Below are 17,111 nucleotides of genomic sequence, written 5' to 3'. Positions count from 1 at the left end.
GGCGGCTGACGAGCCGTGATGTCGCACAAACGTTCGATACTCATCTATGGTGGGAGCGGGGGAGGTGAGAGCGGATCGATCAGGAGGTGCGGATGCCCGGGTTCACGCATCTGCATACCGTCTCGGGGTTCTCCCTGCGGTACGGGGCCTCCCATCCCGAACGGCTGGCCGAGAGCGCCGCCGCACGGGACATGGACGCTCTCGCCCTGACCGACCGCGACACCCTCGGCGGCGCCGTCCGCTTCATCGAGGCGTGCGAGGGGCAGGGGATCAGACCGCTGTTCGGGGTGGAGCTGGCCGTGGCCGAACCGGCGGGCGGGCCGGCGCGCGATCGGGTCCGGACCCCCGCCGTACGGCGGCGCACCCCGGTGCGCGGCGGCGCCTTCGTCGACGAGTCCGCGCCCCGCGCCGTCTTCCTCGCCCGTGACGGCGCAGCCGGCTGGGCCGATCTGTGCCGGCTCGTCACCACCGCGCACGCCGCCGGGGACGGCGCCCCGCTGCTGCCCTGGCGGGACAACCACGGCACGGGCGTCACCGTGCTCCTCGGCCCCGACTCCGGTGTCGGCCGGGCCCTGGCCGCCGGCCGGACCGGCGACGCCGCCCGGCTGCTCGCCGCCTGGCGGGAGGTCTACGGCGGCGCGCTGCGTCTGGAGGTCGTCCACCACGGGCGCGAGGGCACCGGTCCGGGATCGCTGCGGCATGCCGCCCGTACCCTCGGCTTCGCGGTCGAACAGGGCGTACGGGCCGTGCTCGGCAACGCCGTACGGTACGCCGACCCCGGTCAGGGTCCGGTCGCCGATGTCCTCGACGCGGCCCGCAGGCTGGTGCCCATCGACCCGCGGAAGGGTCTGGACAGCGGGGAGCGCTGGCTCAAGGAGCCGGCGGCGATGGCCCGCACCGCCGAGCTGGTGGCCGAATCGGCCGGGCTCGGACCGGGCACCGCGCACCGGCTGCTGGCCATGACCCGGGAGACGGCCGAGAGCTGCCGGGTCGACCCCAGGGGCGATCTCGGGATCGGCGCCGTCCACTTCCCCGAGCCGCGGCTGGTCGGCGCCGACCGCCGCGCCGCCGCACGGGTGCTCCGGTCGAGGGTGGCCGCGGCGATGGTGCTGCGCGGCTACGACCGGGACCGGACGTACTGGGACCGGGCGGAGGCCGAGCTGGGCACGATCGAGCGGCTCGGCTACCCCTCGTACTTCCTCACCGTCGCCCAGGTCGTGGACGACGTACGGCGGATGGGCGTCCGGGTCGCGGCACGCGGCTCCGGGGCCGGCTCGCTGGTCAACCATCTGCTGGGGATCGCGCACGCCGACCCGGTCGCGCACGGACTGCTGATGGAACGTTTCCTCTCCGAGCGCAGGCTCGCCGACCCGAAGATGTTCGAACTCCCGGACATCGACATCGACGTCGAGTCCGCGCGGCGCCTGGAGGTCTACCGCGCGATCCTCGACCGCTTCGGCCCCGAGCGGGTCGCGGCCGTCGCGATGCCGGAGACCTACCGGGTCCGCCACGCCGTACGGGACGTGGGCGCCGCCCTGTCCATGGACCCGGCCGAGATCGACCGGATCGCCAAGTCCTTCCCGCACATCCGGGCGCGCGACGCCCGCGCGGCGATGGACGAACTGCCCGAACTGCGCGAGGTCGCCGAGGAGTCACGGCAGGAGGGGACGGGGCACGCCCGGCTGTGGGACCTGGTGGAGGCGCTGGACGCGCTGCCGCGCGGAATGGCCATGCACCCCTGCGGAGTGCTGCTCTCCGACTCCTCGCTGCTGCGCCGTACGCCGGTCGTGCCGACCAGTGGTGAGAGCTTCCCCATGTCCCAGTTCGACAAGGACGACGTCGAGAAGCTGGGGCTGCTCAAGCTCGACGTACTGGGTGTGCGGATGCAGTCGGCGATGGCGCACGCCGTCGCCGAGATCGGGCGCGCCACCGGACAGGAGCTGGACATCGACGATCCGGCGCAGGTGCCGGACGGCGACCCGGAGACATACCGACTCATCCGCTCCGCCGAGACCCTCGGCTGCTTCCAGATCGAGTCGCCCGGCCAGCGTGATCTGGTCGGCAGGCTCCAGCCCGCCACGTTCCACGACCTGGTGGTCGACATCTCGCTCTTCCGGCCCGGCCCCGTCGCCGCCGACATGGTGCGGCCCTTCATCGAGGCCCGGCACGGCCGCGCGCCCGTCCGCTATCCGCACGAGGACCTGGAGGAGCCGCTGCGCGAGACCTACGGTGTGGTCGTCTTCCACGAGCAGATCATCCGGATGGTCGACATCATGACCGGCTGCGGCCGGGAGGAGGCCGACCGGGTGCGCAGAGGGCTCTCCCACCCCGAGTCGCAGGCGAGGATCCGGCTCTGGTTCGAGCGGACGGCCGGGGAGAAGGGGTACACGGCCGAGGTCGTCGCCCGCGCCTGGGAGATCATCGAGGCTTTCGGGTCGTACGGATTCTGCAAGGCGCACGCCGTCGCCTTCGCCGTGCCGACGTATCAGTCGGCCTGGCTCAAGGCGCACCATCCGGCGGCTTTCCTCGCCGGGCTGCTGACGCACGACCCCGGCATGTACCCGAAGCGGCTGCTGCTGGCGGACGCGCGGCGGCGCGGGGTGCCGGTGCTGCCGCTGGATGTGAACCGGTCGGCGGCGGTCCATCGAATCGAACTGGTGTCCGGTAACTGGGGGGTGCGGCTCGCGCTGTCCGATGTGCACGGCATCAGCGAGGCCGAGACCGCGCGGATCGAGGCCGGACAGCCCTATTCCTCGCTGCTGGACTTCTGGCAGCGCGCCAGGCCCGGCCGCCCGGTCGCCGAACGGCTGGCGCAGGTGGGCGCGCTGGACGAGTTCGGCGCCAACAGACGGGATCTGCTGCTGCACCTGTCGGAACTGCACGGTGCGACCCGGCGGGCGGGCGCGCACGGGGACCAGCTCCCCCTGGGAGGAGGGCGGCGGACGGCACCCGCCGGGCTGCCCGACCTGGGCGACACGGAACGGCTGAGCGCCGAACTCGGCGTACTCGGCATGGACGCCTCCCGCCATCTGATGGCGGACCACTACGCGTTCCTGGAGGAGCTGGGCGTGATGTCGGCGAAACGGCTGCGGGAGGTGCCGCACGGCAGGACCGTCCTGGTCGCCGGCGCCAAGGTGGCCACCCAGACCCCGCCGATCCGCTCCGGCAAGCGGGTCATCTTCACGACGCTCGACGACGGCACGGGCCTGGTCGACCTCGCCTTCTTCGACGACAGCCACGAGGCGTGCGCGCACACGGTCTTCCACTCCTGGCTGCTGCTGGTGCGCGGAGTGGTGCAGCGGCGCGGCGCGCGGAGCCTGAGTGTGGTCGGCGCGGCGGCCTGGAACCTGGCGGAGCTGGTCGAACTGCGGGAGAAGGGCGGTCTGGAGGCGGTCGCCGCCGCGCTGGACACCCCGGCGCCGGGACCGGGGACCGGGGCGGACAACGGCAGGCGCATCGAGATGCCCACGGGTTACGCGATGAACCCCTGGGCCGATCTCCGGCCGCCCGGCGAAGGGCTGCCCACGGGGCGGAAGTTGTGGCATTCGAGTCCGGGGAGCGCGGGATGATCCTCTGCGTACGGTTCCACCACGAGACCGTGACCGGGGCCGGGACCGAGGCGTCGCTGCCCGCCCTGCTCCGGCTGATCGAGGACCTCAGCCCGGTCGTCCAGGCGCTGCCGCCGGACTCCGCGCTGGTCGATGTGGGCGGTGCCGAGCGGTACTTCGGGCAGGACGCGGCCCGGATCGCCGCCGTCCTGCGGGTGCGGGCGCTCGCGCACGTCGGGGCCGGCTGCGCGATCGGCGCCGCCGGCACCCCGATGCTCGCCCGGATGGCCGCGCGTGAGGCGGCGCCGGGCACTACGCTGACCGTCCCGGACGAGGCGCGGGCGGTCGCGGAGTTCCTGGAGCCGCTGCCGGTCGCGGCGCTGCCGGGGGTCGGCGCGGCGACCGCCCGTACGCTCCGCTCGTACGGACTGGGCACCGTGGGGGAGGCGGCGGCCGTACCGCTGTCGACCCTGCAACGGGTCGCCGGGGTGCGGATGGGGCGCGAGGTGTACGAGAAGGCCCACGGCATCGACCGCACGACGGTCGTCCCGAACGCGTCCGCCCGCTCGCTCGCCGCCGAACGGGCCTTCTCCCACGACGAGTTGGACCAGGACCGGCACCGGTCCGCGCTGCTCTCCATCACCGAGGAGCTGGGGGGACGGCTGCGGGGCGAGGGGCAGGTCTGCCGCTCGCTGACGCTCACGGTGCGCTACGCCGACCGCTCCACGACGACCCGCGCCCGTACGCTGCGCGAACCCACCGCGCACTCCGTCGCGCTCATCGGCGCCGCCTACCGGATCCATGACTCGCTCGGGCTCCAGCGGGCGCGGGTACGGGCCCTGTCGCTGCGGGCCGAGGGGCTGGCCCCGGCCGAACGGGCCACCCGTCAGCTCACGTTCGACCCCGTGGACGACCGGGCGCGCCGCATCGAGGCGGTGGCGGACCGGGCCCGTGCCAGGTTCGGCCCCGGGGCGGTCGTCCCCGGCACGCTCGCCGTACGGGGGCACGCGCGGCACCGCGTGTGACGGGGCGGGTGGCCCGGTCGTGGTGGCGCCGGGGCGCGGCGGACCCGGAGCGCGGCGCCGGCGCGGCCCGGGCATCCGTTCAGTTTTTACCGACGCGTAACTTCCCTTCCGGTTCCTACCCGTGCGTAACTTGGCATGAGCACAGCCAAATGTGGTCCGGGCCACAGGGCTGACAGCTATCGCCTCTTCCCCCTTGAGCCGCAAGGAGATCGCTCGATGCTGCCCTGGAAACGCGCGTTCGGACCACTGGCGGCGCTGCTGCTGGCGGTCTCGGCCGCCACCACCGCCCCCGCCGTCGCGGCCACCCCCACCGCGACCCCGACAGCCGTCACCGCCCCCGCGTCCGTCACCGGCGCCGCCGCGAGCAGCGGCTGGAACAACTACTCCTGCAAGCCGTCCGCCGCCCACCCCCGCCCCGTCGTCCTCGTCCACGGCACCTTCGGCAACTCCGTCGACAACTGGCTCGGTCTCGCCCCGTACCTGGTGAACCGCGGCTACTGCGTCTTCTCCCTCGACTACGGGCAGCTCCCCGGTGTGCCGTTCTTCAACGGCCTCGGCCCCATCGACAAGTCGGCCGAGCAGCTGAGCGCGTACGTCGACCGGGTACTCGCCGCCACGGGCGCCCCGAAGGCCGACATCGTCGGCCACTCCCAGGGCGGCATGATGCCCCGCCACTACCTCAAGTTCCTCGGCGGGGCACAGAAGGTGAACGCCCTGGTCGGACTCGCGCCCGACAACCACGGCACGACCCTGCTCGGTCTGACGAAGCTGCTCCCGCACTTCCCCGGCGCGGAGGACCTGCTCTCCGAGAAGACCCCCGCGCTCGCCGACCAGATCGCCGGATCGGCGTTCCTCACGAAGCTCAACGCGGGCGGTGACACCGTGCCCGGGGTCAAGTACACCGTCATCGCGACCCGTTACGACCAGGTGGTCACCCCGTACCGCAGCCAGTTCCTGTCCGGGCCGGACGTACGCAACGTCACTCTCCAGGACCTGTGCGCGGTGAACGTCTCCGAGCACCTGGCGATCGGGCTGATCGACCGGATCGCCTTCCACGAGGTGGCCAACGCGCTCGACCCGGCCCGTGCCACACCGACGACCTGCGCGTCGGTCATCGGCTGAGCCGACGGCACGGCTCCCTCGCACGGCACGGGACATGCCGCGGGGCCCCGGACCGATCGGTCCGGAGCCCCGCGCGGACGGTGTGTCAGCGGCTGTGCCGGCCGCCCGCCGCGGGCCGGGTCCTGCGGCGGACCGTACCGAACATCACGGCCGCGCCCGCGGCGAGGATCGCCGCACCGCCCGCCGCGATGTACGGCGTGGTGCTGTCGCCACCGGTCTCGGCGAGGTTCTCCGAACCACCCGCCGGCTCCGGCTCGGCCGCCCCGGCCTCGTTCGCCTCCGGGGCGTTGTCCCCGGATTCACCGGCCGGCTCCTGGTAACCGGACGCGTCCTTCACGGCGGCCTTCGTCCCGGACTCCCCCGACTCCCCGGCCTTGTCGGGGCCGTCACCACCGTGCCCGCCGTGGTCGACGGTGGACTTGGACGCGCCCTCCTCGACATCGGCCTCGGAGGGGGCGGACGCCTCGGGAGCGGCGGCCGAACCGCCGTTGTCGGCGCCGAAGACCACGTCGGAGCAGGTGTAGAACGCCTCGGGGCTGTCCGAACGCTGCCAGATCGAATAGATCAGATGGCGGCCCGACCTGGCGGGGACGATGCCGTCGAAGACGTAGGAGCCGTTGACCAGCTCGGGGTCGGTGACCTTGGCGAACGGCTCGTCCTCCAGGTCGGACCAGTTCAGCGGCTTGCCCGGGTCGTAGCCGTCCTTGGTGACGTACAGCTCGAAGGACCCCTTGTGCGGGGCGGTGGCCCGGTAGGTGAAGGTGCGGTTGCCCGCGGTGAACGGCGACGAGGGCCAGTCGCCGCGCGGCAGGTCGAGCCCCTTGTACTTGTCGCGGCCCGCCGAGCAGAGCTTGCCGTCCGGGATGATCGACCTGTGGTTGCCCGCGGCGTTCGCGATGTTGACCTCGTTCCAGTCGTAGAACGCCTGCGTCCCACTGGCCGCGACCGCCGCCTCGCAGGCCGCCGACTTCGGACTCTCGGGTCCCTCCGCGAAGCAGGCGGAGACACGGCTGACCGGGTCCGTCATCGAGCCGTGGGCGGCGGCGGGGACGGCCGCGAGCCCGAGGAGGGCGAGCGGCGCGACACCCAGCACGACGATTCCAGTGGTCCTGCGACGAGCGGTCATGGATCCGTTCTCCTTCTGAGCGGCACGAGCGAGGGGGAGCGGAGCGGAACGGACTCCCGGCGGCGTGACCTCCGTTGCACACGGCGCCACCGGTGGCCGTCCCGCTCCGGCCCTCAGCAAGCTAGCCCCTCGAAACCCGGGAACGGCCTGCTCGGACGGGGCGAAGAGGATCCTTATGGTCCGCTTAAGGCGTGCCTAAGCGACCGCTGAGACTGGGCCGCGCGACCGCTGCCCGGCCCGCCCGTGGAGCCCTCAGACCTCCGGCACGGTGTCCTCGAACGCCGTGCCCGCCGCGCGGTACCCGTTCACCAGCGCGCCCACCTGGGCGGGGCTGAGGACCTGGTCCTTCACATGCAGGACGTAGTCCACCTGCTGGTCGTACGAGCGCGGCGTGGTGCTCGTCTGGCCCGCCAGGTCGATCAGCCACTGGTTGAAGTTGATGGACATCGGCCGCTCCGGCAGATAGGCGGCACCGTGAGTCCCGAAGTGCTGACCGTCGACGTAGTAGGTGATGGCGCTGTCGTCGATGGTCACCACCAGGTCGTGCCACCCGGCGTAGCTCTGCCGGACCTCGCTGTGCTGGTTGACGGCCTCCCAGGGGTCGGGGCGGTAGGTCTCCCACGAGGTGGTGTAGAGGATGTTGGCCGGTTCGCCCCAGCCGCCGTTCGGCAGATACTCGAAGTCGTACTCCGCGTAGTCGTCCGCCATCGGCGCCTTGAGATCGTTGATGGTGAAGAACGTCTGGACGAGACGGTCCCCGTCCGGGCCGGACCTGGGCGCGTCACTGAACTTCACCCGCGCCGCGTACGTCCCGTTGCGGAACTTCATGGACCGGGTCAGGATCTCCGTCTGCTCCGTGGACGCGGCCGTGCCGGCGGTGGACGTCTCCAGATTCATCACCGAGTTGCCGCCCTGGTCGGCGAACGTGACGTTCTCCGGCACCCAGTTGGCCCCGGGCACACCCGGACCGCCGGAGTTCGCGCGGACGCTCCAGCCGTTCGCGGCGATCCTCGGATCGCCGTGGCCGCTGTAGTCGAAGTCGTCGAACAGCGTGGGCCCGTCGGCCGGTTCCGTCGGGTCGGTGGGATCCGTGGGGTCGGTCGGGCCGTTGCCGCCGGGCGCCTCGCCCCAGACCGTCGCGCCGTCGACGTGCGCCGTGATCCGGGACCAGTCGCCGTACGTGGACCGCTCCCGGCCGAAGGAGTAGTCGTCGCTCTGCCCCAGCGGCTGCCAGTTCGCCTGGTGGAACCGCAGTTGCATGTCCCCGGTGTCCGTGCCGGGGGCCAGGGTGCCCGCCCCGGCCGTGAAAGAGATCTCCAGATAACGGTCTGCGGTGGCCGTCGGGTTCGCGGCCGTCCCGAAGGTCCCGGTGATGTCGGCGCAGCCCTTCACCGCCCAGGAGCAGGCGAACCGGTAGGACGCGGACGGCGCGTCGGCCTTGAACCAATACCTCAGCTTGACGTCGCCCAGCCGGACGGCGGCGCTGCCGGTGTTGCGCACCTTCAGCCAGGGTTCGCTCTGGTCGGCCGTCGCCCCGGTGGCGCCGGTGCGGTACTGGACGACGAGCCCGCCGGCCGCCGCGGAGGCGGGCGTCGCCGCCAGCGCCGTACAGCTCAGGGCCACGGTGACAGCGGCGGCGGCTGCCGCGCGCAGGCGGCTCTTGATGTTCTGTGTCATGGGGTGTTCCTCTCCGGAACGGTGGTGGGGGAGGGGTTACGGAAGCGGCGCCTTACCTGCGGGGGTGGTCACCTGCGGGAGTGGTCATGAGGGAGCGCGGGGTCAGTGGCCGGTAGCGGACGCCGAGGGCGTCGAGCCGCGCGGTGTGGTGGCGCAGCCGCCGCACGAAACCGGTCCAGTCGCTGTGCCCGCCGGACCAGGCTCGGTCGGCGAGTGCGCAGAGCCGGGGGTAGGTGAGGTACTCGATCCGGTCGGGTGTCTTCACGTACTCGGTCCACAACTGCGCCTGGGTGCCGAGGACCCGGGCGGTCTCCCCGGCCTCCCAGTCGCCCGGCACCGGCTCGTTGCCGTGGACGGCGTGCAGTGCGACGGGGTCGCCGGGCTGGCCGGGCGGTTCGCAGGGCTCGGCGGACTGGGCGTAGTCGAGATAGGTGGCCCGGTGATGAGCCGTCACCACCTGGTGGCCGCGCCGCGCCGCGGCCAGGGCGTGCGCCGGATCGCGCCAGGTCATCACCGTGAAGTCGACGGGCAGTTCGGTGCCCGTCTCGGCCCAGCCGACCGGTGTGCGGCCCCGTTCCACCAGGAACGCCCCGATCCGGCCCATGAACCAGCCGTGCAGCGCCGCCGGGCCGCTCAGCCCCTCGGCCGCGGCGCGGGCGCGCGCCGCCGGGCTGTTCTCCCACTCGGTGGTGGGGCACTCCTCGCCGCCGATATGGACATACGGGGACGGGAAGACGTCCATGACCTCCTCCAGGACCGTCCGGCAGAAGTCGAGTGCCCGGTCGTGGACGCCGAGCACCGTGTCGCAGACTCCCCATCTGGTCCAGACGTCGAGGCTCCGTTCCGGGTGGTTGCCCAGCTCGGGGTAGGCGGCGAGGGCCGCGCGCACATGACCGGGCATCTCGATCTCGGGCACGACGTTCACCCCGCGGTCCGCCGCGTAGCCCACCAGGTCCCGCAGTTCCGCCTTGGTGTACGCCCCCGAGTGGGGGACGCCGTCGAACCGGTCGCCGCCCGGACCCGGCGGCCAGGTCATCGACTCGCTGCGGTGGCCGCCGACCGAGGTCAGCCGGGGAAAGGCGTCGACCGGCATGCGCCAGCCCTGGTCGTCGGTGAGGTGGAGATGGAGGGTGTTGAGCTTGTGGAAGGCGAGCAGGTCAACGTATCTGCGCAGATAGGCGACCGGCTGGAAGTGCCGGGCCACATCGAGCATCGCGCCGCGCCAGGGGTGTCTGGGCACATCGCTGATCTCGACACAGGGCAGCTCCCACGGCCCGCCGCCGGGCCGGCCCCGGCCCGACAGGGCTTCGGCGGGAAGCAGTTGACGGATCGTCTGGACCCCGCGGAGCAGCCCGGTGGGGCGGGCGGCGCGCAGGACCACCGCCCGCGGGCCGACCGTGATCCCGTACCCCTCGTCGCCGAGTCCGCCGAGCCCCGGATCGAGGGCGAGCACGATCTCCCCGTCGCCCGAGCGCGGGAGCGGCAGTCCGGTCACCGGGGTGAGCAGGGTGCGCAGGAGGTCCGAGGCCGCGTGCGTGCCGGGCAGGGACCGTACGGCGGTGCGGGTGTCGAGGGTGAAGCGGCCGGGACGGGGAGAGACCTTGCGGGGCCTGGGGACGAGGGAGAGTTCGGGGTGTGACGCTGACACGGCGGGTGGCCTCCGGGAGTTCGGGTTCTCGGACGGTTCGCGGGTCTTCCTCGGCGGTCCTTCACGGGCCCGCCGTCGCGCGCGGCCTTGCGTACGGGTCAGCCCTTGACGGCGCCGGCCGCGAGACCGGCGGTGACATGGCGCTGGAGCAGCAGGAAGATCACCAGCGCGGGCAGGGCGAAGAGTGTCGAGGCGGCCATCGTGGCGCCCCAGTCGGTGCCGAAGGTGTTCTGGAAGGACGACAGCCAGACCGGCAGGGTGCGGTTGTCCTGCTCCTTGATGATCAGGAAGTTGGCGTAGGCGAACTCGTTCCACGCGGTGATGAAGCCGAAGAGCGAGGTCGCCATCAGCCCCGGCACGAGCAGGGGCAGGGCCACCCGCCGGAAGGCGCCGGTCCGCGAACAGCCGTCGACCTGGGCCGCCTCCTCCAGCTCGGGCGGAATGGTCCCGATGAAGCCCCGGAGCACCACGATCGTGAACGGCAGCGTGATCATGAAGTAGACCAGGGTCAGGGTCGGCAGCCGGTCGAGCATGTCCGTGTCGCGGGAGATGATGTAGATGGGGATGATCAGCGACTCCCACGGAGCCATCTGGGCGATGAAGACCATCAGCATGAACTGCCGCCGGCCCCTCCAGCGCATCCGGGCGACGGCGTACGCCGCCCCGAGTGCCACCAGCAGCGACAGCAGCACCGCGCCGAGCGTGACCAGGACGCTGTTGCGCCAGAAGAGTTCGAAGCCGTCGGCGGCCACGGCCCGGCGGAAGTGGTCCAGCGTCCAGGTCCGCGGGACCGGCAGCGGGTCGGCCGACTGGATGTCACGGGACGGTTTGAAGGCGGTCGAGACCATCCAGTACACGGGGAACAGACACACCACGACGGTCACGACGGCGGCGGCGTTCAGCGGGATCCGGCGGACCCGGGAGCGTGGCGGGGTCATCGCGACTCGTCCTCCTGACGGAGCATCTGACGGAAGTACAGGACGAGCACCCCGGACATCAGGACCACCGTGACCATCGACGCGGCGGAGCCCAGGTCGTAGCGCTGGGCGGAGAGCGCCGTCTGGACCGCGTACACGGGCAGGATCGTCGTGGCGTCGCCCGGTCCGCCGCGGGTCATCACCCAGATCTGGACGAACGCCTTGAACGTCCAGATCACCTCCAGCGAGAACACCAGCAGGAAGATCGGCCGGAGCACCGGGAAGGTGACCGAGCGGAAGATCCGGGCGCCGGAGGCCCCGTCGAGCCGGGCCGACTCGTACAGCTCGGCGGGGACCGTGGTGAGCGCCGAGTAGAGGGTGATCGCCGCGAACGGCACGGACTGCCAGACGATCAGCACGACGAGGATCACGAAGGCCGCGGTGGAGTCGGCGAACCACGGGTAGCGCTCGAACGACCCGAATCCGAGCGAGGTCAGCGACTGGTTGACGATCCCGAACTCGGAGTGGAACAGCCACTGGAAGACGGTGGTCGCCGCCACCACCGGCATCGCCCAGGCCAGCACCAGCGCGCCGAGGACGACGGTGCGCCCCGCCTTCGCCAGCCGTTCGGTCATCAGGGCGACCAGGGTGGAGATCGCCATGATCAGGACGACGTTGACGGCCATGAAGGCGAAGGTGCGGCCTGTCACCTCCCAGAACCGCGGGTCGGACAGCAGCGTCCGGTAGTTCCGCAGTCCCACGAACTCCGCGTTCCCGCTGATCAGCTGGCGGAGCCGGAAGTCCTGGAGCGAGATCAGCACGGCCCGCAGCAGCGGATAGACGAGCAGATAGAGCATGCCGGCGATCGCGGGTGCGATCAGGGCGTACGGCCAGAGGCCGTGCGGCGGGCGGGGGAGCCGTCGCACGGGCGGTCCGGCCGGAGGGCCGGTGGCCGGTCGGTGCCGGGGGGTGCGTGGTGCGGTCCGCTCACTGACGACCGGCACGGCGCGCCTCCTCTCGGTGGAATCGCTCTCGGTGGACTCACTGGCGGGAACCGCTCTCGGGTTGTGCGTCGGGTGTGGACGGCGGCGGGTTTGGGGGGTGACGTACGGGGGAGCCCGGCCCGCGTTCTCTGGATCAGGAGCCCGCGTTCATCGCCCGCGTGATGTCCCGCGACGCCTTCGCCGCCTCCTTCGCGGCGTCGCCGCCGACGAGGACCGCGGTCATGTAGTCCTTGACCGGGTTCTCCGCCTCCACCGCGGCCCAGCCGGGCGTGTTGGGCGTCGCGCGTCCGTTGGCGGCGCCCACCGCCATCGCGGCGGCGCCCGGATCGTCCGCCACGGCCGGTGCCAGCGAGGTCCGGTTCGGCACATAACTCATGGCGAGGGCGAGCTTCTTCTGCCAGGTGTCACCCGTCAGCTCCTTGACGAGCGTCAGCGCCTCCTCCGGGTCACCGGCCGCGGCGGGGACCACCAGGTCGGAGCCGCCGGTGAAGACGGCGCCGGGAGTGCCGGCGCTCTTGCCCGGGATCGGGAAGAAGCCCAGCTTTCCCTTGAGCCGGGGGTTGTTCTCGATGACGGCGCCGGCCAGGCCCGGAGTGGCGAGGATCTGGGCCACCTGCCCCTTCGCCATCACCTCCGCCTGCGGCGGATCGTCCTCGTCGGAGTCCTTGGGGCCCTTGCCCAGTGCCTGGAGGCGTTCGTAGAACTCCATCCCGCGCAGGGCCTCGGGGGTGTCCAGCGCGCCCTTCCACCCGCCGCCCGACCCGGTGGCGAGGTCGCCCCCCTCGTCCCAGATGAAGCCGGCCAGCGCGTACCAGAGCTGGCCCGGCAGGTAAATGCCCTGCGTATCGCCCTTGTTGAGCTTGGCGGTCGCCTCGATCCACTGCTCGCGCGTCCTGATCTCCGCGGCGTCGACGCCCGCCCGCTCGAACAGGTCGGTGCGGTGGACGACGACCCGGTTCGCCGCGTAGAACGGGACGCCGTACTGCCTTCCCTCGTACGAACCCGGCTCGGCGAGCCCCTTCAGCCAGTCGTCGCCCTTCAGCTCCTTCTTGCTGTCGCTCAGATCGAGCAGCCCACCGCTCGACGCGAACTGCGCCACCTGGGTGTTGCCCACCTCGATCACATCGGGGGCGTCGTTGCCGGCGAGCGCGGCGGTGATCTTCTGGCCGATGCCGTCCCATTCCTGGATCTGGACCTTGGCCCTGATCCGCGGGTGCTCGGCCTCGAAGCCCTTCACGAACTCCCGCTGGAACCCGGCCGAGACGCTGTCACGCATCAGCCAGACATCGACCGTCGTCCGTCCGTCGCCACCGTCACCGGCGGAGCCGGACGAGGCGCTACAGGCACTGAGCGCGGCGGCCACGACCAGCGCGGACCCACCGGCGAGCAAGCGGTACTTCACGATTCACCCCTGACAGAGCAAGACCTGACCACCTGACCAGTGAGGTCCACTGGACAGCTCACCTCTTGATGCTGGACGAAGGTGGCATAGACCAATGGGGCCGTCAACCCCCCGCGAAATAGCGGGCATTGGTGATCTCGCCGGATTTCAACGAGCTTTCGCCCTCCCGGAGACGGCTACACTTGACCTGACCAGTGGCATCAGTTGGTCGACTGGTCGCATGAACTGGTTAGTCTGGTAGAGCTGTTGGGTGATACGGGCGTCCGGAGGGGGACACCATGGATGTCGACGTACCCGGGACGGTGCTCAAGAGGGAGCGGGCCCGCGACGCCGTCCTGGAGCTGATCGAGTCGCGCAGCCCCGGGGACGCCATCCCGTCCGAACGGGCCCTGTGCGCGCTGCTCGGAGTCTCGCGGCCCACCGTGCGCTCGGCGATCGACGAACTCGTGGCCGCCGGACTCCTGGTCCGCGAACACGGCCGCGGCATGTTCGTCGCCCCCGCGAAGATCACCCAGGAGCTGGTCTCCGCCGATCTCACCCTGACCGTGCCCCGGGCGGCCGGCACCTGGTCGAGCCGGCTGCTGGAGTTCACCACCCACCAGGCCGGCGCCCGGGTCGGCCGCAAGCTCCGCATGTCACCGGCCGAGGACATCCTCTACGTCGCCCGGCTGCGGCTCGTCGACGGCGCCCCGATGGCGATCGAGCACCTGCACATCAGGGCCGCGCTCGCTCCCGGCCTGTCGGCCCAGGAGCTGGAGAACGGCGATCTCTACGAGCACCTGCGGGACACCCACGGGGTGCACGTCCACGAAGCCGTCCAGGCCATCGAACCGACCGTCGTCACCCGCGCGGAGGCCGGGTTCCTCGACGTGCCCGAACTCTCCCCCGCGCTGCTCTTCGAGCGGCTGACCTCCGACACCGCCGGGCGGCCGGTGGAATACGTCCACTCCCTCTACCGGGGCGACCGCTACCGCATCGTCTCCCGCCTCACCCTCGGCCCGGCGGCAGCCGCGGCGGCGGTGTCCGCCGGCGGCGACGGGCACCATCCGGGCATCCCGCCGGGCGACTTCGCCCACGGGGACACCATCACGTCGTCCACGCGCGGCGACATCCAGTCGGGCGGCTGAACGGGCGCGCCGGGCCCGCCCCCTCCCGGCCCGGCCCACCGGCGCGCGGCCCCCTTCCGCGCGGCCCCCTTCCGTAAGGGCCCCTCAGCCCACCCAGCGGTAGCACCGCTCCGGACGCCCCGTCCCCCCGTACCGCAGCGTGACCTCCGCACGGCCGGTGTCCGCGAAGTACTCCAGATACCGCCGCGCGCTCACCCGCGACAGTGCCCCCTCGTCCGCGCACTGCGTCGCCGACAGACCCTCCGCGTGGCGGCGCAGCGTGCGCTCGACCAGCTCCGCCGTGTGCGCGGCCAGCCCCTTCGGAAGCTCACGGGAGCCCGGCGGGCGGGTACCGAAGATCTGGTCGACGTCCTCCTGGCGCGCCTCGCCCAGCCGGTCCAGCCGGGTCCGCAGCGACGCCACGTGCCGCAGCTGCTCCTGGAGCGCGGACTGGCTGAACGGCTTGATCAGATAGTGCAGGGCCCCCGCCCGCAGCGCCGAGCGGATCACCCCCGCGTCCCGCGCCGCCGTGATGAACAGGGCGTCCACGCTCGTACGGGTCGCGTCCCGCGCCTCCGCCGCACGCAGCTCGCGCAGCACGGCGATCCCGTCCATGTCCGGCAGATAGATATCAAGAAGCACCAGGTCGGGGCGGCGCAGCTCGGCGGCGCGCAGCGCCTCGGCGCCGCTGTGGGCCACACCGACGACCTCAAACCCGTCCATCGCGGACACATAGCGGCCGTGCAGTTTCGCGACCATGAAGTCGTCGTCCACCACCAGCACCTTTGTCACGCCGACACGCTAAGCCGCGACCGCAACGACCACAACGTCCGTTGATTCCGGAAGAGAGACAGCTTCTTAACGCGAAGGCAACATGTGGGCCACCTCACTGCCCTACGACTTGCATCCCTGAAAGGCGGCACACGTGCGATTCCGCACTCCCCTCGCCCTCCTCGGGGCCGCGCTGCTGGTGCTGGTGGGTCCGCCGCTGCTTTCCAAGGGCAGTGGCGACGACACCGGTACCCAGATACCCGGCCTGCGTTTCATGGTCCCCAACACCCCCGGCGGCGGCTACGACATCACCGCCCGCACCATGGCCAAGAACGCCGAGGACGCCGAACTCAACCACAACATCGAGGTCTTCAACCTGCCCGGAGCCGGCGGCACCGTCGGTCTCGCCCGCGCCGTGAGCGAACACGGCAACGGCAAGCTCGTGGTCTCCATGGGCCTGGGCGTCGTCGGCGCCGTACGCACCAACAACTCCCACGAGACCCTCGCCGACACGACGCCGATCGCCCGCATCAGCGAGGAGACCGACATCGTCGTCGTCGCCAAGGACTCGCCGTACAAGACGATCAACGACCTCGTCGCGGCATGGAAGAAGGACCCGGCCAAACTGCCCGTCGGCGGCGGATCCTCGCCCGGCGGACCCGACCACCTCGCGCCGATGCTGATGGCACGGGCCGCCGGAATCGCGCCCAGGACCGTCAACTACGTCCCCTTCGACGGCGGCGGCGAACTCCTCGCCTCCATCCTCGGCAACAAGGTCGCCTTCGGTGTCTCGGGTCTCGGTGAGTACCGCGACCAGATCGAGGCGGGCGAGCTGCGCCTGCTGGCCGTCACCGGCCCCGAACGGACCCCCGGCATGGACGCGCCCACCCTGCGCGAGGCGGGTCTCGACACCGACTTCACCAACTGGCGCGGCGTCGTCGCGCCGCCCGGCCTCTCCGACGCCCAGCGCGACAAGCTCATCGCCTTCTTCGAGAAGCTGCACGCCTCACCGCAGTGGAAGGAGTCGCTGAAGAAGAACGGCTGGGACGACGCCTTCCTCACCGGTGACAAGTTCGGCGACTTCCTCGCCGCCGAGGACAAGCGCGTGCAATCCGTCCTGAAGGAGCTCGGGCTGTGACCACCGAACCCACCACCCCTCCCGAGGCGGAGGCCCCCGGCCCCCGCGGCTGGCTGCGCGAACACTCCGAACTCGGCGTCAGCCTCATGCTGCTCGTCCTCGGGGTCCTCGTCCTCACCGACGCCCTCACCATGGACGTCGACATCACCCAGCGCGGCCCGATCGGCCCCAAGACCGTACCGATCGCCGTCGGCATCGGTCTGCTCGTCGTCGCCGCCCTCCTCAGCGCCGACGTCCTGCGCGGCGGCCGGGGCGAGTCCGAGACCGGCGAGGACATCGACCTGAGCGAACCGAGCGACTGGCGCACCGTGCTGCTGCTCGCCGGGGTCTTCCTCGGCAACGCCGTACTCATCGGCCCCCTCGGCTTCCCGGTGTCCGGGGCGCTGCTCTTCTGGGGCTCCGCGTACGCGCTCGGCAGCCGGCACTTCCACCGCGACCCGCTCATCGCCGCCGGCCTCTCCCTCGTCACCTACTTCCTCTTCAACAACCTGCTCGGCGTCCCCCTCCCCGGTGGCCCGCTGATGGGAGTGATCTAGGCCGTGTCTGACAAATGGCGCCGTCCGCCCGTAGGGCGGGGCTCGCGGCGGCTGGTGCGGTGCATCGCAAGGCGGAGGATCGGACTCGTAC

The 17,111-nt window shown here is 71.7% G+C and carries 13 protein-coding genes; 6 read left to right on the top strand and 7 right to left on the bottom strand.

The window, feature by feature from the left end; genetic code table 11:
- Positions 1 to 92: 92 nt before the first annotated feature.
- The 3 genes from ACZ61E_RS25060 (at position 93) to ACZ61E_RS25050 (ending at position 5,695) form a co-directional block, all read left to right on the top strand.
- Entirely contained in the window at positions 93 to 3,569 is a 3,477-nt protein-coding gene (locus ACZ61E_RS25060; RefSeq protein WP_469702105.1) for a DNA polymerase III subunit alpha, read from the top strand.
- Positions 3,566 to 4,573 carry a DNA polymerase Y family protein gene (locus tag ACZ61E_RS25055; protein ID WP_469702146.1) on the top strand — a complete coding sequence of 336 codons (1,008 nt, stop codon included), beginning with the start codon at positions 3,566 to 3,568 and terminating at the stop codon, positions 4,571 to 4,573. The genes ACZ61E_RS25060 and ACZ61E_RS25055 overlap by 4 nt, the downstream gene beginning before the upstream one ends.
- 216 nt (positions 4,574 to 4,789) lie before the next feature.
- Entirely contained in the window at positions 4,790 to 5,695 is a 906-nt protein-coding gene (locus tag ACZ61E_RS25050) for an esterase/lipase family protein (RefSeq protein ID WP_469702104.1), read from the top strand.
- Positions 5,696 to 5,780: 85 nt separating this feature from the next.
- Here ACZ61E_RS25050 and ACZ61E_RS25045 read toward each other — a convergent pair whose 3' ends face one another.
- The 6 genes from ACZ61E_RS25045 to ACZ61E_RS25020 form a co-directional block, all read right to left on the bottom strand.
- Positions 5,781 to 6,821, bottom strand: coding sequence for a lytic polysaccharide monooxygenase auxiliary activity family 9 protein (locus tag ACZ61E_RS25045; protein WP_469702103.1), 1,041 nt, complete (start codon positions 6,819 to 6,821; stop codon positions 5,781 to 5,783).
- Positions 6,822 to 7,073: 252 nt separating this feature from the next.
- Positions 7,074 to 8,498: a cellulose binding domain-containing protein gene (locus tag ACZ61E_RS25040; protein WP_469702102.1), complete on the bottom strand. Its 1,425-nt coding sequence runs from the start codon at positions 8,496 to 8,498 to the stop codon at positions 7,074 to 7,076.
- Positions 8,499 to 8,550: 52 nt separating this feature from the next.
- Complete coding sequence (locus tag ACZ61E_RS25035; RefSeq protein ID WP_469702101.1) at positions 8,551 to 10,146, bottom strand: beta-N-acetylhexosaminidase; 1,596 nt, start codon at positions 10,144 to 10,146, stop codon at positions 8,551 to 8,553.
- A gap of 98 nt (positions 10,147 to 10,244) precedes the next feature.
- Positions 10,245 to 11,084: a carbohydrate ABC transporter permease gene (locus tag ACZ61E_RS25030; protein WP_469702100.1), complete on the bottom strand. Its 840-nt coding sequence runs from the start codon at positions 11,082 to 11,084 to the stop codon at positions 10,245 to 10,247.
- Positions 11,081 to 12,067 (bottom strand): carbohydrate ABC transporter permease, encoded by a 987-nt coding sequence (locus ACZ61E_RS25025; RefSeq protein ID WP_469702099.1) that lies wholly within the window; start codon positions 12,065 to 12,067, stop codon positions 11,081 to 11,083. Before ACZ61E_RS25025 ends, ACZ61E_RS25030 begins: the two co-directional genes overlap by 4 nt.
- 133 nt (positions 12,068 to 12,200) lie before the next feature.
- Positions 12,201 to 13,469 (bottom strand): extracellular solute-binding protein, encoded by a 1,269-nt coding sequence (locus ACZ61E_RS25020; RefSeq protein WP_469702098.1) that lies wholly within the window; start codon positions 13,467 to 13,469, stop codon positions 12,201 to 12,203.
- Positions 13,470 to 13,747: 278 nt separating this feature from the next.
- Between ACZ61E_RS25020 and ACZ61E_RS25015 the strand changes: the two genes are divergently transcribed.
- Positions 13,748 to 14,596, top strand: a complete 849-nt coding sequence (locus ACZ61E_RS25015; RefSeq protein ID WP_469702097.1) for a GntR family transcriptional regulator — start codon at positions 13,748 to 13,750, stop codon at positions 14,594 to 14,596.
- 84 nt (positions 14,597 to 14,680) lie between these two features.
- Here ACZ61E_RS25015 and ACZ61E_RS25010 read toward each other — a convergent pair whose 3' ends face one another.
- On the bottom strand, positions 14,681 to 15,367 hold the full coding sequence (locus tag ACZ61E_RS25010; RefSeq protein WP_469702096.1) for a response regulator: 687 nt from the start codon (positions 15,365 to 15,367) through the stop codon (positions 14,681 to 14,683).
- A 133-nt stretch (positions 15,368 to 15,500) separates the two neighbouring features.
- Here ACZ61E_RS25010 and ACZ61E_RS25005 point away from each other — a divergent pair, with 133 nt between their 5' ends.
- Positions 15,501 to 16,484: a Bug family tripartite tricarboxylate transporter substrate binding protein gene (locus ACZ61E_RS25005; RefSeq protein WP_469702095.1), complete on the top strand. Its 984-nt coding sequence runs from the start codon at positions 15,501 to 15,503 to the stop codon at positions 16,482 to 16,484.
- The gene (locus tag ACZ61E_RS25000; RefSeq protein WP_469702094.1) at positions 16,481 to 17,020 is read left to right on the top strand and encodes a tripartite tricarboxylate transporter TctB family protein; all 540 of its coding nucleotides are present in this window, start codon (positions 16,481 to 16,483) and stop codon (positions 17,018 to 17,020) included. The genes ACZ61E_RS25005 and ACZ61E_RS25000 overlap by 4 nt, the downstream gene beginning before the upstream one ends.
- Positions 17,021 to 17,111: the final 91 nt, after the last annotated feature.

The organism is Streptomyces sp. NPDC104581 (assembly GCF_055583685.1).
Note: the sequence above shows the minus strand (reverse complement) of the source record. Positions and strands in the feature narration are given on the sequence as shown.